We start from the raw sequence: 24958 nt of genomic DNA, 5'->3' as shown, positions 1-24958 counted from the left end.
TGTTGGGATTACATCAGCAATAGGGGCGCTGCCTTCCCGATTTAGTACCGTTGCGCCTGTTACAGATATGTATTGGGCGCAACGGCAAGCCCGCGGTCAGGCCTCGACGCTGGCGGTCAAGGGTGGCGTCTGCTGATGTTGGATGACTAGCCAATCGTCGTGTCCCCGCATCCGCAAAGTCGAGGTGCAATGTGCCTCGTACGTCTCGTCGCCGCTCGCGCAGCGCGCGGTGTACGCAACGACGATGAGGCCCTCTTGAGGGCGTGACACTCGTCGATCCGATAGCTCGACCGTATCCCAATCGGGCGTAGCCTTGACCGCATCCTTCGCTTCCTGCCCCTGGAAGACATAAGGCGGCCGGGGCAAGACCATGACGATCTCCTCGTCGATCCGGTCCTGGTAACGCTCGTCGCTGGCAACCCATAGGCTGCCTTCGAATTCCCACACGCGCTGGTCGTCCATGCCGTCTCTCCTTCACGGCTAAAGCGCGGGAGGATGGGGGAGGGTTCCGACGTCTCGGCGCCATCGCGCCGATATCCGTCGGCGTGTCAGGCTAAAACGCCTGTGATGTATGGGCTGCCCTGCGTTGGAACATGACACTGTCAGATACGGTCGAGGCACAGGGGCGAACGGCTCGTCAGGTGGATAGTGACCGGCGCCGTGCAATCACACCTACTGTTCCCGCATCCCCTTCAGGAAGAAGCGGCTCTTCCCAGCCCCAGCCAGCGTCGCGTTACGGGAATGCGGCGCAGGACAACCCGTTCGACTACGAGGACGATCACGAGTGTCGTGCCGAACAGCGGCATGTAGATCCCAAGCCCGACGATCGCCGCCACCAACCCGATCCGAAAGCGCGGACGGTTCTGCGGCAATGGTGCGCCCAGCAAACCCGTCGGTCGCCTCCGCCACCACATGATCCCGCCCGATACGGCGAGGACGGTTAGCAGCAGCGCGGTTAGCGTGCCAAGGATCTGATTGGCGATGCCGAACAGTGCGCCCTCGTGCGCCGCGATGCCGTAGCCAATGACCCGGTCGATCCAGTGGCGGTCGGCGAACGCGACGCGGCCGACAAGGCGGCCTGTCGCACCATCGACCTGCGCGTCCGATCGCAGTGGTCGATCGGCTGCGTCCGATGACACCGCCCACGGCCCGCCTTCATGCGCGGGGGGAGACAGCAGCACAGGCGGTGCAATCCGCAACGGCCGGACCGTAGCGATCACGCGCCCAAGCTCATCGGGCCGGATCGGCGGAGCAGCCATGACCATGCCGTCATGCCCGGCGTGAGCCCCAAGCATCGCGTCCGCTTGCGGCTTTGGCGCCTTGCCGCCGATCGTCCAGTCGACGGGACCCTGCGTCGTGCCCGTGAGCGTGCGGACCTCCCCTAGATAGCTGCCCCAGGCATTTGCCCACGGAAGGCCAGTGAGGATCAGCCCGAGCGCGAACACCGAAACCCAGATGCCGGCAGTCGCGTGGATATCACGCCAGAACACGCGTCGTCCGCCCCCCAGGCGAGGGTAGAGGACACCCGCGAGGCCCTTCCTGTTGCGCGGCCACCATAGATAAAGCCCGGTCAGGAGCATGACGATCGCCCAGCACGCGGCGATCTCGACGAGGTAGCTGCCCCACACCCCCGCGAGCAATTCGCCGTGAAGGCGCGATACAACGTTGAGCGGCCGGTCTTCCTCGCCGATGACCTTCAGCACCGCAAGCGAGTGCGGATCGACATAGACGCGGTGATCAACGCCATCAGCGGAGACGATCACACGCACGGCGTTTCCCGGATGCTCCGGGAGTACGTATTTATGCAGCGACGATCCTGGCACCGCAGTCAGTGCCACCCGCACCTGCGCGTCGGGTGAGACGGTCCGCCCGGCAACGGGGAGATCGTCGTAGGGCCGGTCCAGCAATGCTTCCAGCTGCGGTCGCCAAAGATAGATCGTGCCCGTCAGTGACAACCAGATAATGAATGGGATGCAGAACAGGCCTGCATAGAAGTGCCAACGCCATACCGCGTTGTACCACCGCGCGCCGGATGCCCGATGGCCGGCGGGTGGGTTCGTGTTCATCGCTGAAGCGTCCATGCCCGCCATCATAATGCCTGGGTCAGACGTATCCCGACCGTCCGCGGAGGTCCGACGAGATAGGAAAAGTAGCTGGTCGCAGTGGTGTTGCCGGGCGACGTCGTGAACTCCTGACCGAAGACCGGCACGGCGTCGAACAGGTTGGTGACGAACAGGTCGACCCCCAAGCCGCCATGCGTCGTCACCCCTGCCGAGGCATCGACCAGCGTATAGGCCGGACGCGGCAGCACCTCGCCTTCGCCGAACCCGCTGTTGGATCCGCCGACGTGGCGCGCCGCGGCGAACAGCGTGCCGGTCAGCCCTTCTGTGAGCGCGGTCTCGTACTCGCCGCGCACATTCCACAGCCAGCGGGGCACATCGAGCACACGCGAGCCTGCCGGCAGAAGCAGGTTGGGTACGTCGTTGCGGTAGGTCGCGTCGGTGAACGATCCGCCCGCGTGAAGATCGAGCCCCCGGACCGGCGACACGGAAACCTCGAGCTCGCCGCCACGGCTACGAACCCGGCCGGCGTTGACGGTGAAGGAGATGGTCGTCGCGTTGTTGATCCCGCACGCCGTCTGGAACGCCTGCTGATAGTCCTTCCAGTCGATCGCATAGGCAGCACCGTTGATCCGCACGCGACCGCCCCACAGGCTGGTCTTGGCGCCGATCTCGTAATTGTCGGTTCGATCGCTGTTGTAGGGCGGCGGTACATCGGGAATGCCTGCCGCGCGACGTTCCGGGGCCGAACAGATATCATCGGTCACGGGCGCATTGACGCCCCCCGTCCGGAAGCCCTGCGAGTAGCTGGCGTAGAGCGTTGCGGCCCGGCTTGGCTCATAGCTCAGGGTGAAGCGCGGTGTGACGCCGTTCTCGCGATTGCGCTCGTCATAATCGTAGGCGAGATCGCCGCCCGCGACGCCACCGATCCCGTAGCGTCGGCTCGCTTCGCGCTGGCGATAGGCAAACACCCGGGCGCCAGCGGCGACCTTCACCTTCGGCACTAAGGCATAGGTCAGCTCGCCGAACGCCGCGATCTCGCTCTCACGGAAGCGCACCGTCGTGTCCTGGATGACGGCCGGGCTGCTGGCGCCAAGGGGGAGCGGCGCGGTGACGCCGAACAGGTCGGCGACGGTGATCGTACGGCCGGAGTCTTGATGAAGGTCGCGGTAGAGCGCGCCGAAGACATATTGCAGCCGCCCCGAGCCATCGGACACCGCACGTACCTCCTGCGTGAATTGTTTCGTGCGGCTGAAATCCACGAGCGGCGTTGGGAACAGCCTGCCGCCTGGACCCGGTCCGACGATGTCCTCGACGATCGGGGAATCGAACGCGGTGACGTCGAACGATAGCCGGTTGCGCCGGTCGAGCCACGACGAGTTGGACGACACAGTGAAGCCACCGAGCGCATCGAACCGGTTCTCCATCAACAGCGATCCGATGATGAACCGATCCTTGGCATACGTGTCGGCATACCGCGCCTTCAGTCGCGCGCGCTTGCCAAAGGTCACGTCACTATGGGGACGGTCGGCATTGCTGTAGGCGTCCTGCCAGACCAGCGACGGGGTGATCGTCATGGTCGGTGTTGCATTCCAGCGCAGAGCGGCGCGAACCGTGCCGGTGCGCGTCCAGTTGACGTCCTTGCGGACCGCCGACGTTCCCGCATTCTCGGTCAGGTCGCCGGTGGTGGGTCGGAGATCGTCGATCCAGCCGCCCTGCCGGGCAAAACCGCCCGATATGCGCAGCGCGAGTGTATCGGCGACGATCGGGAAATTGAGCATCGCCTTGGCGTCCCAGCTCGTGCCGCCATCGGTGATGGTCGAAACGCTCGCCTGACCCAGTGCGGCGATCTTGGTCGGGTCGGGCTGGTTGGTCACGATGCGGACCAGACCGCCCATCGATGACGATCCGAACAACACGCCTTGCGGTCCGCGCAGCACTTCGACCCGAGCGACATCGAACAGCTGCAGGTCGGGTTGTGAAAAGCCGCGAAGTGCGCGGGTCTGAAGCGGGGTCTCGTCGAAGTAGACGCCTGTGGTCGGCGACTGGACGAACCCCACCCCGCCGATCCCGCGTATGATGTACTGCGAGTTGCCAGGACCGGTGGTCGCGAAGGCCAAGCCGGGCACGGAGTCCGCGACGCGGGAGAAGTCTTGCACGTTAAGGCGACGAAGCAGGTCGGCGGACAGGATGGTGACGCTTGCCGGCACGTCCTGCAGCGCTTGCGGGCGTTTCAGCGCCGTGACGATGATGTCGCCGGTTTGCGCTGCGTGGAGGCCCTGCGCATTGGTGACTGTTAGGTCGGACTTCGTGATGCGTGCCGCGTCATCCTGAGCGGACGCTGGTACGGCGAGCAGGAGGCAGGGCAGGCACGCCCCTGCCAGCAAGTGAGTTCGGATCATGGATAGGCCTTTGACCGGCCCTCGCGATAGCGCGCGGTCCGTGGACGTGGTTGCTCTCGAAGGAGCAGACGATCAGTCGGTCAAAGGGCGGCCGGTGGACCGCGAAGCGGAGGCCGTAGGTAGCCGCGGCGGACCGTCGCCGGTTGGACGGCTGGTGACAGTCCGATCGCCATGACGAAGGCGATCAGGGCGACGAGCTGAACGGGATCGATCGCACCGAGCGTTGCGGCTGACAGGCCCGCAAACGCGCACGGCATTTCAGCCTTGCCGTGATCCTGCGACTTGCCGTGATCGGGCATGTCGCCGTGCATCCCCGACATGGCCATCGTCGTGGCGTTGGGGGCAACGCCGGAACATAGCTCGATCGTAATCCGGCCGTGCTCGCTGCTGATCATGTACCCGGTCGGTACGAGCAGCTTCAGTAACAACGCTGCCGCGCAGAAAAGCACGGTAAAATAGCGTTGCGCTAAGAGGCGACGGGTCGCGAGCATCGAAGGCAGTTAGCGCAGCTAGCCGGTGGTGTCTTGGTTGACCTTCCAGAGCGGGCGTACGCCTGTACGGGGTCATTCCCGTTGAGCGTTTCTGCCACCGTGGTTGGCAATGCCAGCATGGCGAAAGGTTCGGTTAACAGCTCCAATGCCGCCGCGCAGTAACAGCTGCTACTTCCAATGCGCCTGATTAAGCGATGATCTCGCGGTCATCGCTGCTCTCTGACGCGCTACTCGACAGCAGGCCCATCCCAAGGGCGAGTGACATAAAGCTCTAGCACCGATTAGAGTGAGCTGTAGCGATGCTAGGAAAAGGTGTCGCGTCGCTCGCCAACGTCGCGCAATCGGCAGGCTTTGTCGATCAGTCCCATCTGACCAGAACCTTCCAGTCTCGTCTCGACATAACTCCTGCCTATTAGGGTAAATCTCGATATGTTGAGCTGATACAAGACGCGAACGCTGCCATGTGGCAGGTACTGGCTGTATCCCTTCAGGAAACCGGCCTATGAAATCAACCAAAACTGCTGTCATCGCGCCCAGCGCCGTCGCGTTGTCCGCTGCTGCCTCTGCGCCGCGTATCCCCTTGCTCTCGAAACGGTCCTCGCGGCGTTCGATCACGATGAACACCTCGATCTGCGGGCGTAGATTTGCTTCACAATGGCAGAGCAGTCGCGGAGCGCTATTATGGTGAGTCGACAAACACCGTTCATGACATCCGGCCGGCGGGAAAGAGCGTAAAATACACTGCTCGTCGGCATAGCGATCGGCAATGTTATTATTCGGGATGTCCTAACGATGCGATCGGGGGCTGGCCGCGTTCGTTGAGGATCCACCATCACTGGGTAACGAAGACAACCTCGATGCGGCGACTCATCCACTGCATTCCCGCCTTAGATCCCCGCGCTAATCGGCCTGGCTTACGGTATCGCCACAATTCGATCTCTGCCTACACTGCCGATGTCGTCTTCGCCGAGGCAACCGGGCAATTTATGGCTGATTTCGCGCGGACGTCACTGTTCCTGCCGTCGCGTATTTGTCGCTGGAAGTGGGTGGCTGATGCTGGCGTCACCAAGGGTCAAGGCCATCGATCTTTGAAAACACGTGATCTGGCAAACTGTTGCGAGGCGGAGGAGTGTATCGAGGTCGCCGCCTTGTCAGCGTAAAGGTGGATACGCGCCGCACTCCTTCCGAAAGTCGGCATTGCCGATAGCAACCCTTACGCCGACGGCTATGACCATTTCTGGTATTGAGAGATTTAGCAGGTCAGTAGAGTATGGATCCCCGCTTCATTCCTGCCACCGTTCGGGCGGTCGTAAACTCGATTGGATTTGGAGACCGGAAACGCCGTCATAGCGAACCGGCCTTGAGCGATTTCGCAACGGTGAACCCGTATTTCTCGAGTCCCGCGACGACCTTCGGCAACCCCTCGGACTGTGCCCAGAACATCGGCCCGCCGCGGTACACCGGCCAGCCATAGCCGTAGATCCACACCACATCGACGTCCGACGCGCGCTGCGCCTTGCCCTCTTCGAGGATCAGCGCGCCCTCGTTGACCATGGTGTAGAGCGTCCGCACGACGATCTCCTCGTCGCTGATCTCGCGCGGCGTCACGCCCGACTTCTTGCGGAAATCGTCGATGATCTCGGTGACGCGCGGCGAGTTCGACGGCGTCCGCTTCTCGTCGTAATCGTAGAAGCCCGCCTTGGTCTTCTGGCCCCAGCGGTTCTCTGCCGCCAGCGCATCGCGGATGTTCTCGATCCGGCTCGGATCGCGGTGCCAGCCGATGTCGACGCCCGCGAGATCGCTCATCTGGAACGGACCCATCGGCATACCGAACGCGACATGGACCTTGTCGATCTGCTCCGGGCTCGCGCCTTCCAGCAGAAGCTTGGTCGCCTCGACCTGCCGCGGCATCAGCATCCGGTTACCGATGAACCCGTAGGTGACGCCGGCGACGACAGCGACCTTCTTGATCTTCTTGGCCAGCGCCATGACGGTCGCCAGCACGTCGTCCGCGGTCTTGTCGCCGCGTACCACTTCCAGCAATTTCATCACGTTGGCGGGCGAGAAGAAGTGCATGCCGACGACGTCCTCGGGCCGCTTGGTGCACGCCGCGATCGCGTCGATGTCGAGATACGACGTGTTCGAGGCCAGGATCGCGCCCGGCTTGGCGATCGCGTCGAGCTTGGTGAAGATCTCCTTCTTCACCTCCATCGTCTCGTACACCGCCTCGATGATCAGGTCGCATTCCGCCAGATCGGCAAAGTCGAGCGTTGGCTTCAGCGCACCCATTGCCTGCTCGACCTGCTCGGGCTTCATCCGGCCCTTCGCGGCGGTCGCCTCGTAGTTTTTCCGCACGACGCCGGTGCCACGGTCGAGCGCGTCCTGCTGCATCTCGACGATCGTCACGGGGATGCCCGCGGACAGGAAGTTCATTGAAATGCCGCCGCCCATCGTGCCCGCGCCGATCACGCCGACGCGCTTGATCTCGCGAAGCTTGGTGTCGGCCGGTACGTCGTCGATCTTGGCGGCCTGGCGTTCGGCGAAGAAGATGTGGCGCTGTGCGGCGGATTGCACGCCCATCATGAGCTTCATGAATTCCTGGCGTTCGAACGCGATGCCCTCTTCGAAGCTCGAACCGTCGGCGGCCTTCTCGACGCAGGCGATGTTCGCAGCAGGCGCGTCGAAGTTACGGAAACGCCGCGCATTCTCCTTCTTGAACGCGGCGACCGCATCGGGATCGGCCTGCGCGGTCTTCTCGGACGCGCGGGGCAGGGGACGCTTCGTGGCGATCTCGCGCGCGAAGGCAACGGCGTCGGCTTCGAGCGAGTCCTCGCCGACGATCTTGTCGATCAGGCCGGCATCGAGCGCCTTCTTTGCCGAGATCGGATCGCCCTTCGCGGTCATCTCCAGCGCGAGCTTCACGCCGGCGATCCGCGGAATGCGTTGCGTGCCGCCAGCGCCGGGGAGCAGGCCGAGCTTCACTTCGGGCGTGCCGATCTTCGCCGACGGGACGGCGACGCGGTAGTGGCAGCCCAGCGTGACCTCGCAGCCGCCGCCGAGCGCGGTGCCGTGGATCGCCGCGACGACGGGCTTCGACGACGCCTCAATCATGTCGACGACGGTGGGCAGGCCGGGCTCGACCATCTCCTTGCCGAACTCGGTGATGTCGGCGCCCGCGAAGAACGTGCGGCCGTCGCAGCGGATCACCATCGCGGTGATGCTGTCGTCGTTCACGCCGTCCTTGATCGCCGCTTCGAGGCCCTGGCGGACCGCGGCGCCGAGCGCGTTGACGGGGGGATTGTTCGAGATGATGACGAGCACGTCGTCATGGCGTTCGGTGCGGATCGGGCCAGTATTCGTCGACGGGGTCATACTATCTCCGGAATTCATGTCGTCCGATGCGGTGTCGGCAGGATCAAAAGGGGCGTCCAACGCGCTCGAACGACAGGCCTGTCATGGATGAACCGGACTTTGGGCGTCGCGCCAGTCGCGCTTGATCTTCTTGGCGAGGCTCCACTTGTGAACCTCGGTGGGACCGTCGTAGATCCGAAAGGCGCGCACCTCGCGAAACACTTGCGCGACGATCGTGTCGTCGGTCACCCCGGTGCCGCCCATGACCTGCACGCAGCGATCGGCGATCCGCATCAACGCCTCGCTGACCGCAACCTTTGCCATCGAGCTTTCCACGGTACCAAGCGCGCCCGTATCGAGCACGTCGGCGCACCAATCGATCATCAGTTCGGCCTGTCTCAGATCGATCAGATTCTCGGCAAGCATGAAGCCGACCCCTTCGTGATCAACCAGCGGCTTGCCGAACGCGTGGCGGCGGCAGGCATAGTCGGTCGCGATCTCGTTCGCGCGGTCGCAGGCACCCAGCCACCGCATGCAATGGGTAAGCCGCGCGGGCGCCAGCCGAACTTGCGCGAGCTTGAAGCCATCGCCCGGATTGCCGAGCATCTGGTTGGCCGGAATGCGCAGGTTGGTGATAGCGACGACCGAATGACCGCCCGGCATGGAACTGTCGATCGTATCGAGCACGCGTTCGATCGTGATCGCAGGATCGGGCAGGTCGACCAGGAACATCGTCGCGCCTTCGTCGGCTTTCGCCATCACGATGCCGACCTTGGCACCATCGGCGCCTGTAATGAACGCCTTGCGACCATTGACGACCCAGTGGTTTCCGTCGCGAGCGGCGGTCGTGAGCATCATCGAAGGATCCGAGCCAGCGCCACCATCGGCTGCTGGCTCCGTCATGAAGAAGGCGGATCGCGCCGTGCCGTCCACCAACGGCGAGAGGAAGCGCGCCTTTTGCTCGGTGCTGGCGACCTTGCCGAGCAGATACATGTTGCCCTCGTCGGGTGCCATGACGTTGACCGCCAATGGCCCGAGTGGCGACAACCCGGCAGCGCGCAGCACCTTCGCCGTATCTCTGTGCGACAGGTGGCTGCCGTCGGAAAGAATATGCGGGGTCAGGACTCCGGCCGCGCGCGCCAGATCGCGCAACTCCTGGACGAGTTCGTCCGAAGGACCGTGCGCGCTACGCCGGGGATCGTGTTCGTACGGCACCATCTGGTCGCGAACGAAGCCTGCCACGGCTGCGGCAATGCTGGCACCGCTCATCGGGGTGCCATCCGGATCGCACCGTCCAGGCGGATCACGTCGCCGTTGAGCATGGGATTGGTTAGGATCGCTTCGACCAACGCGGCATATTCGTCTGGTTTCCCAAGCCTGCTAGGGTGTGGCACCTGCGTTCCCAGCGAATCCTGCGCCGCTTGTGGCAGGCCCATGAGCATTGGCGTCAGGAAGATCCCGGGGGCGATCGTCATCACCCGGATGCGATGCTGCGCAAGGTCGCGAGCGATGGGGAGCGTCATGCCGACGACGCCGCCTTTCGAGGCGGCATAGGCTGCCTGGCCTACCTGCCCGTCATAGGCGGCCACTGAGGCGGTGTTGACGATCACGCCGCGTTCCTCTCCGATCGGCTCGGCCGCGACCAGTCTCGCCGAGAAGCGGGCAATCATCGCGAAGGTGCCTATCAGGTTAATCTCGACGGCGCGGCGGAAGGCATCGAGCGGATGCGGAACGTTTTCCTTGCCGACGGTCTTGATCGCGGGCGCTACGCCGGCACAATTGACCAATATCCGGGCGACGCCGTGGGCCTGTTCCGCCTCGGCGAGTGCAGCTTCGATGGCGGCGTCGTCCGTTACGTCGACGATCGCGGCGCGCCCGCCGATTGCTGTGGCGTGAGCCTCTGCGGCCGCACGATCCCGATCTACGATCGTCACCCTGGCCCCTCTGGCCGCGAGCATCGCAGCGGTGGCCCCGCCCAGTCCGGATGCGCCACCCGTGACGATGGCGGCTATGTCGTTGATCTTCAAGACTGTCTCCTATTGTGCGGTGGATCCACCATCGACGACCAGTTCGGCGCCCGTCATGTAGCGCGATCCGTCTCCGGCCAAGAAGACAATGGCATCGGCAATCTCGTCCGGGGAGGCCTTGCGCCCGAGCGGCGTGTCCGCCAGCAGCGCGCGCTGTCCTTCCTCCGACGCGTGCGCTCCCGCCGTCAGGGGCGTGGCGACGTGTCCGGGGTGGATGGAGTTGACGCGTACCCCGTTGCCCAAGGCCGCGCACTCGAGAGCAGTGGCCTTGGTAAACATGCGAACGCCGCCTTTTGCCGCGCAGTAAGCGCCGGTGTTGGCGGCACCCGCGATGCCGCGGATCGACGACATATTGACGATCGCACCGCCCGTCGGCGACTTCGCGAGCAGGGGCAGAAGATATTTGGTGCTGAGAAAGATACTGTCGAGGTTGACGGCCATGACCATCCGCCAGTGATCGAGCGTCGTATCGGCGATCGAGCGGAAGGTCCCGAAGCCGGCGTTGTTCACCAAGATGTCGAGATGCCCGATATCATCGGCAATGGTCCGCGCCACGTCGATCCAGCCGCTTTCGTCGATGACGTCGAGTGTGACGGTGCGGTGCGCACCTGCCGGCAGGTCTTCCAGCGCGCCGGGCAAGGCGTCTGCTGTCCGATCGACGAGAATAACGGTCGCACCGTGTTCGGCCATGCGACGGGCGGTAGCGCGCCCGATCCCCGACGCTGCACCGGTGACCAGGGCGAGGCGGTTGTCCAATGCTTTCATCACGTCGATTGCCGGTCGTTCGTCATAGCCTGACATCCTTCTCGATTATCGTCACGACGGATAATCGACCGTACGGTCGGTCGTCAACTGTTGTCAGCGTCCGGATGGTCGTTAAGAAGGGCGGCACACAGGCCGAACCAAGGCTCATCGGCTTCTGCTTGAAGGAGAAAGACGTGACTCGCGACGCCCCCCAAGCCAATCCGCTGCTTTCAAGCGGGCGACTGCGCTCCAACGCTCCGAAGACCGTCGCGGGTTATGCGCGGTTTCGTAAGGTGGTCGAGGAGGACGGTGCGCTGCCGGCTTCGCTCAAGCGTCTGTTTGTCGCCGCGGCCGCCTGTACGAAAGGCTATGAGGCGATGGCGCGACGAGAGTTGGCGCAGGCCGCGACCGCTGGGCTGACGAGCGAGCATGCCGCCGCGGCGATGACGATCCTGTCGAGTTCGCGAGGCGAGGGGGCGGCGCTGCGTTTCGCCGAAGTGCTGAGTGTGACTTATCCCGACGATGCCGTGATCGAGGCCGACGAGCAGCCGGTTGAGGTCGCCCCAGGAGAGGCGGAAGGCAACTTCATCAAATATTTTGGTACGGTGCCGCCATCGCTTCGACTGTTGCTCGATCTCGTGCCTACCGGCGCCGACGCCTATTATCTCATGCGTGAGGGGACGCTGTCGGGGACCGCATTGGAGCCGACTCATGCGGAGCTCCTGCTCGTGACCGTGCTCGCCGCGGACTATAGTAATTGGGCCTCCGTTCACATCGATGGCGCACGAAAAGCAGGCGCGACCGAGGCCCAGATCGCCGAAGCCATCCTCTGCGCGGTCCCGGTCGCCGGGTTGTCGGCATGGGTGATCGGCGCAACCGCGATGGAAGCGCCAAAGAGCGGATAACAGTCCAAGACTGCGCGGATGCATGGACGCACGCGCTCGAACGGCATACGAACGATAACTGCTAGACAACAGGATACGACACCGCATGCCGGCAAAGACGACCAAGGTTCGCACGGAAGCGCATGATGAGAAGCGTATTGCGATCATCGAGCATTGCGCCGGCCTGTTCGACAAAGTCGGGTATCACAATACGTCGATGCAGATGCTCGCGGACGAAGTCGGCATGGGAAAGCCGACGCTATACCATTACTTCCCGAGCAAGATTTCCATTCTGTACGCTATCCACGACACGCATATCCAGGCCTTGCTTGCCGGGCTTTCGGTGGAGGAGGGCTCTGATCCGGTGCCGTCGCTGCGCGCGGCGTGCGTCGGCATCCTGACCCAGATCGCCAACCATCCGGGCTATGTTCGTGCCTTCATGGACAATTACGGTGATCTGGAAGGGGAAATGCGCGATGCTATCCGCCAGGCAAGGCGCGATTATTTTGCCCGCGTGAAGGGCTTGATCGAGGCGGGCATAGCGAGCGGTGAATTCCGCAGCGTCGATCCGACCATTACGACCTACGGCTTCCTGGGCATGTGCAACTGGGCGTATAAATGGTACCCGCCGCTGGCCCCGACGCAGACGCCGGAGCAAGTCGCGGATGCGCTATGCCAACCCTTCTTCGACGGGCTCAAGACCAACCCATCGCAGGGGTAACGCGCCGGCGGCGATCCTGTTAGACCCCGTCCATGTACGACCGATCGCGACCTGATCCTCACCGTGTTTATGCTTGGACGGTGAGTCCCTCCACGCTGCCATGCTGATCGACGACGATATCCTCGACGCGGTACGGATACAGACGTCCGCAGACATACGTCCGGCTGCCGAGGCGCTGCGCGATGCGGTGAGCGAGCGCACCGGGCTACTCGTCAACATCACGCACAATATCGCCACCTCGACGCCGATGAAGGATGTGGACGGCCGCGTACTCGCCGGCGATGTCTTCACGCCAGGCGAGGCTGGGGCGTTATGGTGGGAAGTACCCCTGCTCGGACTGACGTCGCCTTTGCCCAAGGCGTGTCGGCTGGAGGGGGAACCGTTCTGGTGCAACAGAAGCGGCATTTATTCGCGGTCGCGTAATCGCGCGCTCGAAGCGCTCGATCTCTCCGATTTCGAGGCACGGGCGTTCACGCGCGCGGCGATCGTAGCGCCGGTGCATCTCCCGTTCGGTCAGATCGGTGCTGCGAGTTTCGTCCATCATGATCATGACGTGGAGGACCTGAGCGCGATCTTCGGCGCGCATGACGAGGCACTGGCGCTGCTCGCGCGAATCTTCATCACCAGCTACGCCAAGGCAACAGAACAGCCACGCGAGCAGCTGGCGGGGGTGGCGCTGACGAAGCGGGAGGTAGAGTGCCTGCGGTGGGCGGGGGCAGGCAAGACCAACGACGATATCGCGACCATCCTTGGCCTGAAGCGCACCACCATCCGCTTTCATATCCGCTCCGCCGCGCAGAAGCTCGATGCCGTCAATCGCGACCAGGCGCTGTTCAAGGCGGCGCAGCTCGGATTTCTCGGCAAGGTGCGCTGACACAAAGGTCAGCGGCGTATCATTGGCGATGCCGCTAGTCTCTCGAACCAAGGAGAGAGAGATATGCTGGATGCACCGCTGGAAGATGCGCCCCTGATCGACGATCGCTTGCTTGTCCGCGATGGACAGGGCGACGTCGCCTTGTTGGCGGGCCGCAATCGCATGACGGGCGCGATCGCCTTTCCGCTACCCGATGACGAGGACCGTTTTGAAACGGTAACTTTGCCCCGCGAAGGCCGTTTGTGGTCGTGGACGGTGCAGCGCTTCCGTCCCAAGTCGCCGCCCTATGCGGGGCCCGAAGCGTTCGAACCCTATGCGGTCGGCTATGTGGCTCTGGGTGAGGCACTGATCGTCGAGGGTCGGCTGACCGGCGCACCGATCGACCGGTTCGCGATCGACATGCCGATGACGCTGGTGGCGCAGGCCTTTACGCGAATGGATGGAGAGGTTCGTACGACCTTCGCTTTCGCGCCAGCGGTGTTGGCGGCATGAGCGACGTCTTCATCATCGGTGCTGGCATTCACCCGTTTGGCCGTACGCCGGGCCGCAGCGGCTTGCAGCAGGGGGCGTTCGCGGTGCGCGCGGCACTCGCCGATGCGGGTCTTGCCTGGCCCGACGTGCAGTTCGCCTATGGCGGATCGGACGCCGCGGGCAAAGCCGACACCATGGTCTCCGATCTGGGACTGACCGGCTTGCAGTTCATCAACGTGTCGAACGGTTGCGCGACCGGTGGCTCGGCGATGTTCGGCGCCTATACGACGATCAAGTCGGGCGAGTTCGACCTGGGTATTGCTGTCGGCTTCGACAAGCATCCGCGCGGTGCCTTCGATCCGAAGCCTGCCGAATGGGGCCTGCCCGAATGGTATGGTGAAACCGGCCTGATGCTGACCACGCAGTTCTTCGCGATGAAGATCCAACGGTACATGGCGGCTTACGGCATTACTCCATCGACCCTCGCGGCAGTCGCGGAGAAGGCGTTCGCAAATGGGGCGCTGACCGAGCATGCATGGCGGCGCGAACCGGTCGATGCGGACACGATTTTGCACTCGACCATGGTGAGCGATCCACTGACCAAGTTCATGTTCTGCTCGCCCGGCGAAGGCGCGGTCGCGCTGATTTTCGCCAGTGGCAAGCGCGCGCGCGAACTGGGATTGCCGATGGTGCGGCTTCGTGCGGCAGCGGTCCGTAGCCGCCCGCCGGGGTCGTTCGAGGTCTTTTCGCCGGCGCTGGAAATCGATCGTGGGCCATCGCCCACCGAGATCGCCTCGCGCGCTGCATATGAGATGGCAGGGGTTGGTCCTGCCGATATCGGCGTCGCGCAATTGCAGGATACCGAAAGCGGGGCAGAGATCATGCACATGGCCGAGAACGGTTTCTGTGCCGATGGCGAGCAGGAACGGTGGCTGGCCGAGGGACGCACGCGGATTGGCGGTGCGCTGCCGGTGAACACCGATGGCGGATGCCTCGCGTGCGGGGAGCCGGTCGGCGCCTCGGGGCTGCGGCAGGTGTACGAGAATTACCGCCAGCTGACCGGCCAGGCTGGCGCGCGGCAGGTGCCGGGCAGCCCCCGGTTGGGCTATAGTCACGTCTATGGCGCCCCCGGCGTCTCGGGCGTCGCGATCGTGGAGCGCGCGTGATGGATCTTTCGCTATCCCCAGAACAGCAGGCTTTCCGTACGGAGGTGCGGTCGTTCCTGCAGGACGCGCTGACGCCGGCGATGCGGCGGGGCGCAACCCTGACATCGGGCGTGTTCGCCGAACCCGACGTGTATCTTGCATGGCAGGCGGCGTTGAACGCCAAGGGCTGGCTTGTCTATTTCTGGCCTCAAGCGGCCGGTGGACCCGGATGGGATGCCGTGCGCCGCTGGATATTCGAGACCGAATGCACGGCCGCGGGCGCACCGATCCTGCCCGGTATGGGACTGAAGCTGGTCGGGCCTGTCCTGTATACCTATGGCAGCGATGAACAGCAGGAGCGGTTTCTGCCCGCATTGCGCAGCGGCGAGCACATCTGGGCACAGGGGTTTTCGGAACCGGGGTCAGGCTCGGACCTCGCCTCGCTCCGCACGCGCGCGGTGCGCGAAGGCGACGAGTATATCGTTTCTGGGCAGAAAATCTGGACGACGCAGGCGCAATTCGCGAACTGGATGTTCGCGCTGGTACGCACCGACGCCACCGTCAAGGCGCAGCGCGGCATCTCGTTCCTGCTGATCGACATGGCATCGCCCGGTGTTACCGTGCGACCTATCCTGAGTGCATCGGGAGACCATGAACTGAACGAGGTCTTTCTCGAAGACGTCCGTGTCCCCGTTGCAAACTTGGTCGGCGAGGAAGGGCAGGGGTGGACGATCGCCAAGTTCCTGCTCGAGAACGAGCGCGGTGGTACCGGCTATGCGCCGCAATTGCTGGCCGATCTCGATCGTCTGACGCGCGCCACGACGTTGAGGGGCGAACTGGCGGATCGCGCCGTCCGGCTGCGGCTGGAGGCCGAAGCGCTCGAGATGACCGAGTTGCGCACGTTGCTGGAGATCGAGCAGGGCAATCCACCGCATGCGCGTAGCCTCGCGGTGAAACTCATCGCCTCTGAAATCCGCCAGGGGATCGAGGGCCTTGCGATCGACGCGTTCGGCATGGCGAGCTTGCAGCTCCCCGCCGAACGCCCGTTCCACGCCTACGACGCGCCCGCACTGGTCGGCCCGCCCGAGGCAGGCTTGGCCGCCGCACGCTATCTCAACGCGCGGGCGTGGTCGATCTTCGGCGGCACCAGCGAAATCCAGCTCACCATCATTGCCAAGGCCGCCGTCGGCCTCTGACCATCGAAGGACCATTTTCATGCCAGAAGCTTTCATCGTATCAGCAAAACGTACTCCCGGCGGCCGTCGCAATGGCAGGCTTGCGGGGATTCATCCTGCCGACCTGGGTGCGACGATACTCGACGCCATCATCGCCGAGACCGGTGTCGATCCATCGGCGATCGACGACGTCATCATCGGCTGCGTCAGCCAGATCGGCGAGCAGACCTTCGCACTTGGCCGCAACGTCGTACTTGCTTCGTCGCTGCCCGACAGCGTGCCCGCCGTCACGATCGATCGCCAATGCGGCAGCTCGCAACAGGCGCTGCACTTTGCGGCTCAAGCGGTGATGTCGGGCACACAGGATCTGGTGATCGCCGGCGGCGTCGAGAGCATGTCCCGTGTCCATATGGGATCGCCGGTGACACTCGCCGCCAAGGCCGGAATGGGCGGCAGTCCCTTCTCGGCGAAGATCTTGGAACGCTACGGCGTCGAGGGCTTCAGCCAGTTCACCGGTGCACAGATGATCGCCGACAAATACGGTTTCGACCGAGCTGCGATGGACGCCTATGCGCTGGAAAGCCACCGTAAGGCGGTAGCCGCTCGCGCGTCCGGCGCCTTCACTGCCGAGATCGTTCCGGTCACGACGATCGATCCCGATGGCAATTCGGTCGTGCATGATCATGACGAGGGCGTACGTGCCGACGCGTCGCTCGAGTCGATCGGTTCGGTCAAGCTCTTAAGCGAGAAGGGCACGTTGTCCGCAGCGACTGCCAGCCAGATCTGCGACGGCGCCAGCGGTGTCCTAGTCGCCTCGGCCGAAGCGGTTCGGACTAATGGCCTGACGCCGCTCGCGCGCATCCACAACCTTACCGTGACGGCGGGCGATCCCGTCATCATGCTGGAGGAGCCTATCTCCGCGACCCGTCGCGCGCTGCAACGGGCGGGCATGGCGCTGGATCAGATCGACCTGTTCGAGGTGAACGAGGCGTTCGCATCGATCCCGATGGCGTGGCTGTCCGCGCTCGGTGCCGATCCAGCGCGGCTCAACGTGAATGGCGGTGCAATCGCACTTGGTCATCCCCTGGGTGCGACGGGCACGAAGCTGATGGCGACCCTCGTTCACGCGCTGCATGCGCGCGGTGGGCGGTACGGCTTGCAGACGATGTGCGAAGGCGGGGGCATTGCCAACGTCACGATCGTGGAGCGGGTGTGACATGAACATCACCCCCAGCGAGGAACAGGTCCTGTTGCGCGATACCGTCAGCCGCTTTCTGGCGGATCGGACGGACCCTGCAACGGCCGGCGAGGGGCCGATCTCGCAGGATGACTGGCATGCGCTGGGCGAACTGGGACTCTTCGGCTTCCTGTTGCCCGAAGCAGCGGGCGGCCTGGGCGGCGGTCCGCAGGACGTGATGATCGTGGCAGAAGAGTTCGGCCGCGCGCTTGCGATCACGCCATTGGCCGAGGGGATCGTTGGCGCCGCGGATGCGATCGCGCGTGGGGGCGACGCCGCAGCGATCGAGACATGGGTAGCACCGGCAATGACGGGCGATCATGTGCTCGCCGTCGCGGTGGCCGATGTTTCGACCGATGGCGGGCGGCTGACGGGACGCGCGGATTTCGTTTTGTCGGCAGTCGATGCAGCCGCACTGGTCGTGATAGGCGACGGCGCGACCTGGCTCGTCGAACGCGACGCCGAGGGGCTTTCGATCGACCCGGTGCGGCTGATCGACGGATCGGCTGCCGGCATGGTGCGGTTTGACGGCACGCCCGCTCTGGCCCTGACGCAAGGGGACGGCGATACGACCTTGGCAATGATTCGCCTTTGCCACGTCGCAGAATTGGTGGGGGCGATGTCTACGCTGTACGAGCAGACCGTGGAGTATGTGCGCCAACGCCAGCAGTTCGGCGTCGCGATCGGCAGCTTTCAGGTCGTTCAGCACAAGTTGGCGCGGATGTTCGTCGCGCTTGAACAGGCGCGATCGCTTATGCTGAAAGCCGCGATCGTCGACCGCGATGACGCCGGGTTCGTGCGCGGTGTGCTGGGCGCCAAGGCCTATGTCGCGGACGCGGCACAGCGGCTTGCCGAGGAGGCGGTGCACCTTCACGGCGGGATGGGCGTGACCGACGAACTCCCGGTCGGACGTGGCCTGCGCCGGGTCATGCTGCTGGCACGTGCATTTGGCAGCGCCAGCGAGGCGCGCGTGGCGCTCGCGGCGTGACGTTCAACCGCAAGTGGACTTTGGCCAAGCGGCCCGACGGGCGGGTCGCGACAAACGATTTTGTCATGCTGACCGAGCCATTCGCGCCTCCCGCGCTGGACGAAGGCGAAGTGTTGGTCCGCAACCATATCTTCGCAGTGGCCCCGACGATCCGCAACTGGTTGAACGCCGGACCCGCGAGCTATCGCGGCTCGATCCCGATCGGCGGCACGATCGCAGGCATGACAGCATGTGAGGTCGTGCAGTCGAACCATCCGGATCATCCCGTTGGCACGCGGATGGTCGCGATGGCGCGGTGGGAGGACTGGAGCGTGCTTCGTCCGAGTGCAGCCCCGGTTCCGCCATTTCCGATACCTTCCGACGTGACGTTCATCGAGGCGCTTGGCCTGTATTCACCCAACAGTCTGACGGCCTATTTCGGATTGCTGGACGTCGGACGGCCTTTGGCGGGAGAAACCGTCGTCGTATCAGGTGCGGCAGGATCGGTAGGCTCGCTTGTCTGTCAGATCGCGGGGATCATAGGCTGTCGCGTGATCGGTATCGCAGGGGGCCCCGACAAATGTCGCAAGCTGGTCGAAGAACTCGGTGCGACGGCAGCGATCGATTATCGCAACGATGACGTTCCAGCCCGCTTGGCTGAACTGTGTCCCGGTGGCATCGACGTGTTCTTCGACAATGTCGGTGGCGAGCAGCTCGAGGCTGCGGCGAACGCGATGGCGGACCGCGGCCGTATCGTCTTGTGCGGGCAAATCTCGTCCTACGACCGGGCAGGCGGCGCTCCAGGGCCGCGAGACATGATGAAGCTGGTCTATGGCCGCATCCGCATGGAAGGGTTCGTGGTCGGTGATTTCGTCGGGCGCGCTGCTGTCGCGCGCGCCAAGTTGCGGCACTGGGCTGACGAAGGCCGGCTCACCGTCCGCATCGACGAGCGCGCCGGGTTCGCGCGTCTGCCCGAAGCGTTCGTTGCACTGTTTGACGGAAGCAATGACGGGACGCTGCTGGTCACGGCGTGAGGCGTCAGCCCGCAGTTTGGCCGCCATCGATCGTCACGTCCGCACCTGTGATATAGGCGGCCTCGTCGCTCGCGAGAAAGACAATAGCGTCCGCGACTTCCTCCCGCAGTCCCGGCGCGACCGAGCGGGATGTCCGCCAATCGCCTGGCAGACGCAGTGGGATCGTTGAATACCGCACGCGATAGCGGGGTGTCGATCAGGCCGGGATTGACCGTATTGATGCGCACGCCGTTGCCGAGCGCCGCGAACTCCAACGCGGCCGCCTTGCCGAACATGCGCGCCGCACCTTTTGCGGCACTATACGAACCCGATCCCGGCCCCGAGATCATGCCCCGGATCGACGCGACGTTGACGATCGCACCCGATCCCGACGCGACAAGCATCGGAAGCATCGCGCGTGTGCCCAGGAACAGCGCGTCGACATTGACCGCCCGGATCTCGCGCCACTCGGCAAGGCTGGTCTCGGCGAGCATACGGAAATGACCCCGCCCGGCGTTGTTGATCAGCACGTCCAACCCGCCGGCCGTGGCGATGCGACTGGCGGCGTCCGCCCAGTTATCTTCGTTCGTGACGTCGAGCACGATGGTACGATCGCGGCGGGCAAGGGGGAGTTCACCGCACGCAGACGCGAGCGCGCGTTCGTCTCGGTCTGCGAGCCAGACATCGGCCCCACGTTCGAGGAAACGACGCGCGGTAGCGAGGCCGATGCCCATTGCCGCACCGGTGATCAGTACGGAGCGGCCGACGAAGCTCATCCGGCCGACGTGACGGCCAATCCGGCATCCTTGCGGCTCATGTCGACGATGCTCTCGAAATGGGGGTTCGTCCGGGAGAGGATCGCATCGGCACGGGCGCGAATTGCGGCATCGAACGCGTCGGTCGTCGTCGCGTAGAAGCGATTCTGTCGGATCGCGTCGAAGGCGATCGTGGCGGTCTGTTCGGCGGTAAGTGCACCGCGATAGAGATCGTCGCGCATCGCTTCCAGAGCGGCGGACTCGCTGGGCGGGCCACCTGGCCCTGCCAACGCTTGCGGACGAGACCGCTCGGCATCGTAGATCCGCGTCGCTACCAGTCCGGGCAGGAGCAACGTGACGCCGATCGGAGCGTCCATTTCCTGCAAGCCAGCATACAGGGCCTCTGTCGCGCGGACCACGGCGTGCTTCGCCGCACCGTAACAGGCCGATCCCGAGCCGCTGACCAGCCCGGCAACCGAGGCCGTGTTCATGATATGCGCAGGCGCTTCCGCCGCCAACAGCCGGGGCACGAACACGCGCATGCCGTTCAATACGCCCCCCAAATTGACGCCGAGCGACCATTGCCAGTCGTTTTCGGTATATTCCCACACGCGTCGATGACGCCCACCAGGCACGATCCCCGCGTTGTTGCAGAGCAGGCCGACACGGCCGAACCTGGCTTCCGCGGCATCGGCAAGCGCGGCCACGTCCGCTTCGGAGGACACGTCGCAGCGCAGCGCGATCGCACGGTCGGCGCCGATCTCGTCGGCGACCGCTTGCGCCTCTTCGACCGCGATATCCGCGAGCACGACGTTCATGCCCAATGTCGCTGCGTGGCGCGCAAGCGCAGCGCCAATCCCGCTGCCGCCACCGGTAATCACGGCACAGCCGTTCGACCAATCGCTCATTTTGCCAGATCCTTTTTGTAATAACGGGCGGCGAGCAGGAAGCACGACCCTGCGAAAATTCCGACGAAGGACATCGCGGCCATTGCATAACGCAACGACTGGTCGCCCATGCCGATGACGTCGCTCAGGACGCCCGTCAGCCATGGCCCAAGGCCGAGCCCGATAAGATTGACCGACAGTAGCAGGATGGACGACGTGAATGCCCGCATCGATGCGGGCACCAGCGTCTGGGTCATCGCGATGATCGGCGCATAATAGAAGAACAGCAGCATGACCGTCACCGCGCACGCGATCAGCGATACCGTGGTCGATGGCGACAACAGCTGGACGAGTGCGGCAGGCGTGACCGCGATCAGCGCAATTCCGGTTAATACCGGCCGGAGATGGGGCTTGTCGGCCCCGATACGGTCGGTCAGCCACCCTCCCAGGAAAATACCGATCGCCCCGCCAAGGCCTGTCATCAGCGACAGCGCAGTTGCGACGTCACCAAGCGCCATGCCGTGCAGCCGCGTATAGAATGGCGCGTTCCAGTTCAGCGCGACGCTGAGCACGACGTTGTTCAGCGCGCCACCGGCGAACAGCAGCAACAGGCTCGGCCGTCGCGCCATCAGCGCCAGCCCGTCGCGCCACGGCATGGCGTCGGGGGCGGGCCCGGCATCGTAGCGCCCGCGAACCGGTTCCCGGAGCATCATCAGGACGATCGGTGCCAGCACGACGCCGATCCCTCCGATAATCCACAATGCGGCCCGCCAGTCGATCGCCTGGGCGAGCCAGCCGCCCGACAGATACCCCAGCATCACCCCGATCGGCAGTGCGAGCCCCCAGATGCCGAGTGCCGTCGCTCGGCGCTCCGGCGGATAATAGTCGGCGATCATCGAATGGCTTGCGGGAATGCTGCCAGCCTCTCCCAGCGCCACGCCGATGCGGAAGAAGACAAGCATGGCGAAGCTGCCAGCGAACCCGCTTACCGCAGTCATCGCGCTCCACAACAACAACGATCCGGCAATCACGATCCTGCGACTGTACCGATCGGCCAGCCGCGCGATCGGAACGCCAAGCGTGGAATAGAACAGGGCGAAGGTCAGCCCGGTCAACGCGCCGAGCTGAGCATCGCTGAGGGACAGGTCGCGCTTGATCGGCACCTGCAGGATCGAGATCACTGTCCGATCGAGATAGTTGAACACCGACACCACGATCAACACCAGCAATGCGATCCGTCGTGATGCCGTCGTCGGGGTATCTGCGGCCTGTCCCATCATATCATTTCCCATATCGTATCGTCAGGGTCGCACCGATCGTCCGCGGTGCGCCGACGGTGATCCGTTCAACGTCAAGATTGCCCAAGCCACCTGCAGCGGCCACTTCGGCGCGCGACACATGATAGAAGTTATACTGGAGACCGTTGGTGGCATATTGTTTGTCAAACAGATTGCGCGCCCAGACACGGATATCCCAGTCGGCGGCGGCCGGTTTGAAAGTCAAAGAAGTATTGGCAACATTCTTGCGCTCGGTCAGTCGTACTGCGGGCTGGCCAAGTCCGGTTGAGGTAACTTGGAACGGGCTGGCAAACTTCGTATCGAAGTGAAAAATCACCGAAGCGCCGCTCGCAAGGTCGGCAGTATAATCGAGAAGGGCAGTAAAATCATGCTCTGGCGTGAATGGAGCTTGATTGCCGGTGCAATTCAGACCTGCTGCAGTGCATCCGACGAAACTCGCGTAAAAAGCATCGGTGTAAGCATAATTGGCGCCGATCGACAGGTTGGACGTGGGACGTAACACTGCCTCGACTTCGACGCCGCGAGACCGAAGCTTCCCTGCATTCGAGTCTTGAAACACGCCGTCCACCTGAGAGCGCACTTGGAGATTAGCCGTGTCGGCGTGGAAGGCAGCGATATTGATGGTGAGAGCACGATTGAAGAGATCGGTCTTCGTGCCGACCTCATAGCTCCATGTCGTTTGGGCGCGCAGCGGTGTAGCGGCAGCCAGCGGCGTTCGGACGTTGAACGACCAGCCGCCACCCTGAAAGCCGCGCGACGCCGATGCGTAAAACAGGCTGCCACGGAATGGGTGATACTCCGCGATGACGCGCGGGGTCCAACCTTTCCAGCTGTCGACCGCATCGTCATTGGCCGGCAGTTGCTGGAAGTAAGGACCGCCCTGGAACGGAGACGATCCGATATGCTGCGTGTAGCCCGTTTTGCGCTCGTAGCTGTAACGAAGGCCGGCGGTCAGCGACAATTTGTCCGTGAACTTGTATTTTCCCTCGGCATACGGTCCGAAGCTGCGATTCTCGATCTGTCCCTCGAACGTCTGACCTGGCGTATATCGACCCGCATTGAGGACCGAGAAGAAGAGGTTCGGATCGCGACCGTCGAAACCGAACGTGATCTTGTGGTTCAAGTCCTCATAGCCGAAATATGCGCCCGCGACGAAATCGAAGGGGCCGCCAAGGTCTGATGTGAACCGGAATTCCTGACTTACCTGCCACTCGTCGTTCGTGTTGAGTGAAGGAAAGTTGACGGGGTTCGGGCCTCCATCGGCGTCTTCCGCCAGCCTCGACTTCAGATATCGGTATCCCGTGATCGAACTGATCTGTCCGATGGCGGTCTCGTAACTCGCATTGAGCAACGCGGTGCCGATCGTACGCCGCGTGAACCCATCGTCATCGAGAAGCACTTTGTGGAGATTGCCGTTCGTTCGTTCTTGTACCGATGCTGCCAGGGCGCCGTCGCCGACGATGGTAGGGCCATCGCCGGACCCAACGCGGCGTAGGTAGGAGCCGCTCGCGACGATGTTCCATTTCTCGTTGGGCCGCCAGCGAACAGACGCCCGATAGGAAGATACCTTGTTATTCGCGAGGTAGTTGTCGGTGATCAAATTGTGCTGATATCCGCCAACCGACTTCACGCTGTAAGCGAAACGTCCGGCGAGAGTTTCCGATATCGGTACGTTGATGAATCCGTCAGCCTCCAATCCGCCACGACCACCTTTATAAGTGACCCCAGTCAACGTCGCGCGGCCGCTGTTCACGCCAATCTCGGCCATGTTGTTGGTGACGACGAGCGCGCCGCCCACGGCGTTGCGCCCAAAAGTCGTTCCTTGCGGCCCGCGAAGTATCGACACCTGGGAGACGTCATAGAGATTGGCGTCGAAGGACGCGAGCGTCCCGTAGAATATGTCGTCGATATACACCCCGACCGGACTTTCCAGACCGGGTGAATCATTGATGGTACCCTGACCACGGATTTGTACCGTAACGACCGATGTACCTTTGACCGGTACGAAGGTGGGGCCAGGTGCGATCTTCACGATCTCGGCGAAATTGTCGACCTTGCGAGCCTGAATTTGCTCTTCCCCCAGCGCGCTGACGGCGATCGGTACATTCTGGAGACGTTCGGACCGCCGCGTCGCGGTGACGATGATGTCGCCGGCGATGCCAGTTGCCGCTGCTGCCTGCGGCGTCGGTACCGCGTCCGTCACGCTGCCGGCCGGGGGGGCTGGCGTAGTCGGAATAACGGGTTCCTGTTCCCCCGGCGTCGTGGTGCCGGCGGCTTGGGAATAAGCCGTCATCGGAGTAAGCAGGGCTAGCGTCGAAACACCTAGCGCCAACGGAATCATCGATCGCGTCATGTAATCCTCTCCTTTATATCGTCCGATCTGTTGTCGGATCTGATGGTCGCTTGTTTCGCTCCGTAGTCAGATGGTCGCTGTGACCCGACGGTAGGTTTCGGGC

The 24958-nt window shown here is 63.6% G+C and carries 22 protein-coding genes and 1 pseudogene; 10 read left to right on the top strand and 13 right to left on the bottom strand.

Annotated features, from left to right (window positions below; translation table 11 throughout):
- Window positions 1-96 precede the first annotated feature (96 nt).
- From J4O76_RS10920 to J4O76_RS10905, 4 genes are all read right to left on the bottom strand, one after another.
- Window positions 97-462, bottom strand: coding sequence for a DUF4440 domain-containing protein (locus J4O76_RS10920; protein WP_426281828.1), 366 nt, complete (start codon window positions 460-462; stop codon window positions 97-99).
- Between the two features lie 230 nt (window positions 463-692).
- Complete coding sequence (locus J4O76_RS10915) at window positions 693-2066, bottom strand: PepSY-associated TM helix domain-containing protein (protein ID WP_426281827.1); 1374 nt, start codon at window positions 2064-2066, stop codon at window positions 693-695.
- Window positions 2067-2089: 23 nt separating this feature from the next.
- Entirely contained in the window at window positions 2090-4462 is a 2373-nt protein-coding gene (locus J4O76_RS10910) for a TonB-dependent receptor (protein WP_426281826.1), read from the bottom strand.
- Window positions 4463-4542: 80 nt separating this feature from the next.
- Window positions 4543-4953: a DUF2946 family protein gene (locus tag J4O76_RS10905; protein ID WP_426281825.1), complete on the bottom strand. Its 411-nt coding sequence runs from the start codon at window positions 4951-4953 to the stop codon at window positions 4543-4545.
- A gap of 299 nt (window positions 4954-5252) precedes the next feature.
- Here J4O76_RS10905 and J4O76_RS10900 point away from each other — a divergent pair, with 299 nt between their 5' ends.
- Entirely contained in the window at window positions 5253-5369 is a 117-nt protein-coding gene (locus tag J4O76_RS10900) for an AraC family transcriptional regulator (protein WP_426281824.1), read from the top strand.
- 928 nt (window positions 5370-6297) lie between these two features.
- Here J4O76_RS10900 and J4O76_RS10895 read toward each other — a convergent pair.
- The 4 genes from J4O76_RS10895 to J4O76_RS10880 form a co-directional block, all read right to left on the bottom strand.
- Window positions 6298-8325, bottom strand: a complete 2028-nt coding sequence (locus tag J4O76_RS10895) for a 3-hydroxyacyl-CoA dehydrogenase NAD-binding domain-containing protein (RefSeq protein ID WP_426281822.1) — start codon at window positions 8323-8325, stop codon at window positions 6298-6300.
- A gap of 81 nt (window positions 8326-8406) precedes the next feature.
- Entirely contained in the window at window positions 8407-9573 is a 1167-nt protein-coding gene (locus tag J4O76_RS10890) for an acyl-CoA dehydrogenase family protein (RefSeq protein ID WP_426281821.1), read from the bottom strand.
- Window positions 9570-10331 carry an SDR family NAD(P)-dependent oxidoreductase gene (locus J4O76_RS10885; protein WP_426281818.1) on the bottom strand — a complete coding sequence of 254 codons (762 nt, stop codon included), beginning with the start codon at window positions 10329-10331 and terminating at the stop codon, window positions 9570-9572. The genes J4O76_RS10890 and J4O76_RS10885 overlap by 4 nt, the downstream gene beginning before the upstream one ends.
- A gap of 9 nt (window positions 10332-10340) precedes the next feature.
- The gene (locus tag J4O76_RS10880; RefSeq protein ID WP_426281870.1) at window positions 10341-11096 is read right to left on the bottom strand and encodes an SDR family NAD(P)-dependent oxidoreductase; all 756 of its coding nucleotides are present in this window, start codon (window positions 11094-11096) and stop codon (window positions 10341-10343) included.
- 173 nt (window positions 11097-11269) lie between these two features.
- Between J4O76_RS10880 and J4O76_RS10875 the strand changes: the two genes are divergently transcribed.
- The 9 genes from J4O76_RS10875 (at window position 11270) to J4O76_RS10835 (ending at window position 19583) form a co-directional block, all read left to right on the top strand.
- The gene (locus J4O76_RS10875) at window positions 11270-11980 is read left to right on the top strand and encodes a carboxymuconolactone decarboxylase family protein (protein WP_426281817.1); all 711 of its coding nucleotides are present in this window, start codon (window positions 11270-11272) and stop codon (window positions 11978-11980) included.
- Between the two features lie 85 nt (window positions 11981-12065).
- The gene (locus tag J4O76_RS10870) at window positions 12066-12680 is read left to right on the top strand and encodes a TetR/AcrR family transcriptional regulator (protein ID WP_426281816.1); all 615 of its coding nucleotides are present in this window, start codon (window positions 12066-12068) and stop codon (window positions 12678-12680) included.
- A 100-nt stretch (window positions 12681-12780) separates the two neighbouring features.
- Window positions 12781-13554, top strand: coding sequence for a helix-turn-helix transcriptional regulator (locus J4O76_RS10865; RefSeq protein ID WP_426281814.1), 774 nt, complete (start codon window positions 12781-12783; stop codon window positions 13552-13554).
- Window positions 13555-13617: 63 nt separating this feature from the next.
- Complete coding sequence (locus J4O76_RS10860; RefSeq protein ID WP_426281812.1) at window positions 13618-14046, top strand: Zn-ribbon domain-containing OB-fold protein; 429 nt, start codon at window positions 13618-13620, stop codon at window positions 14044-14046.
- Entirely contained in the window at window positions 14043-15191 is a 1149-nt protein-coding gene (locus J4O76_RS10855) for a thiolase family protein (protein ID WP_426281810.1), read from the top strand. Before J4O76_RS10860 ends, J4O76_RS10855 begins: the two co-directional genes overlap by 4 nt.
- Window positions 15191-16366: an acyl-CoA dehydrogenase family protein gene (locus tag J4O76_RS10850; RefSeq protein ID WP_426281868.1), complete on the top strand. Its 1176-nt coding sequence runs from the start codon at window positions 15191-15193 to the stop codon at window positions 16364-16366. Before J4O76_RS10855 ends, J4O76_RS10850 begins: the two co-directional genes overlap by 1 nt.
- A 19-nt stretch (window positions 16367-16385) precedes the next feature.
- Window positions 16386-17561, top strand: a complete 1176-nt coding sequence (locus J4O76_RS10845; protein ID WP_426281809.1) for an acetyl-CoA C-acetyltransferase — start codon at window positions 16386-16388, stop codon at window positions 17559-17561.
- Window position 17562: 1 nt separating this feature from the next.
- Window positions 17563-18570: an acyl-CoA dehydrogenase family protein gene (locus J4O76_RS10840; RefSeq protein ID WP_426281808.1), complete on the top strand. Its 1008-nt coding sequence runs from the start codon at window positions 17563-17565 to the stop codon at window positions 18568-18570.
- The gene (locus J4O76_RS10835) at window positions 18567-19583 is read left to right on the top strand and encodes an NADP-dependent oxidoreductase (protein ID WP_426281806.1); all 1017 of its coding nucleotides are present in this window, start codon (window positions 18567-18569) and stop codon (window positions 19581-19583) included. The genes J4O76_RS10840 and J4O76_RS10835 overlap by 4 nt, the downstream gene beginning before the upstream one ends.
- Before the next feature lie 4 nt (window positions 19584-19587).
- Here J4O76_RS10835 and J4O76_RS10830 read toward each other — a convergent pair whose 3' ends face one another.
- From J4O76_RS10830 to J4O76_RS10810, 5 genes and pseudogenes are all read right to left on the bottom strand, one after another.
- Window positions 19588-19761, bottom strand: coding sequence for an SDR family oxidoreductase (locus tag J4O76_RS10830; protein ID WP_426281805.1), 174 nt, complete (start codon window positions 19759-19761; stop codon window positions 19588-19590).
- A pseudogene (locus J4O76_RS10825) lies at window positions 19751-20296 on the bottom strand (SDR family oxidoreductase); the annotation flags it as partial. The pseudogene J4O76_RS10825 and the gene J4O76_RS10830, both read right to left, overlap by 11 nt.
- A 38-nt stretch (window positions 20297-20334) precedes the next feature.
- The gene (locus tag J4O76_RS10820; protein WP_426281804.1) at window positions 20335-21225 is read right to left on the bottom strand and encodes an SDR family NAD(P)-dependent oxidoreductase; all 891 of its coding nucleotides are present in this window, start codon (window positions 21223-21225) and stop codon (window positions 20335-20337) included.
- Window positions 21222-22484 carry a spinster family MFS transporter gene (locus J4O76_RS10815; protein ID WP_426281803.1) on the bottom strand — a complete coding sequence of 421 codons (1263 nt, stop codon included), beginning with the start codon at window positions 22482-22484 and terminating at the stop codon, window positions 21222-21224. Before J4O76_RS10815 ends, J4O76_RS10820 begins: the two co-directional genes overlap by 4 nt.
- A gap of 1 nt (window position 22485) precedes the next feature.
- On the bottom strand, window positions 22486-24855 hold the full coding sequence (locus J4O76_RS10810) for a TonB-dependent receptor (protein ID WP_426281802.1): 2370 nt from the start codon (window positions 24853-24855) through the stop codon (window positions 22486-22488).
- Window positions 24856-24958 lie beyond the last annotated feature (103 nt).

The organism is Sphingomonas sp. NFX23 (assembly GCF_049887795.1).
In the GTDB taxonomy this organism is placed as follows: Bacteria; Pseudomonadota; Alphaproteobacteria; order Sphingomonadales; family Sphingomonadaceae; genus Sphingomonas.
The sequence above is the reverse complement of the archived record's forward strand: the minus strand, read 5'-3'. Positions and strand labels throughout refer to the sequence as shown.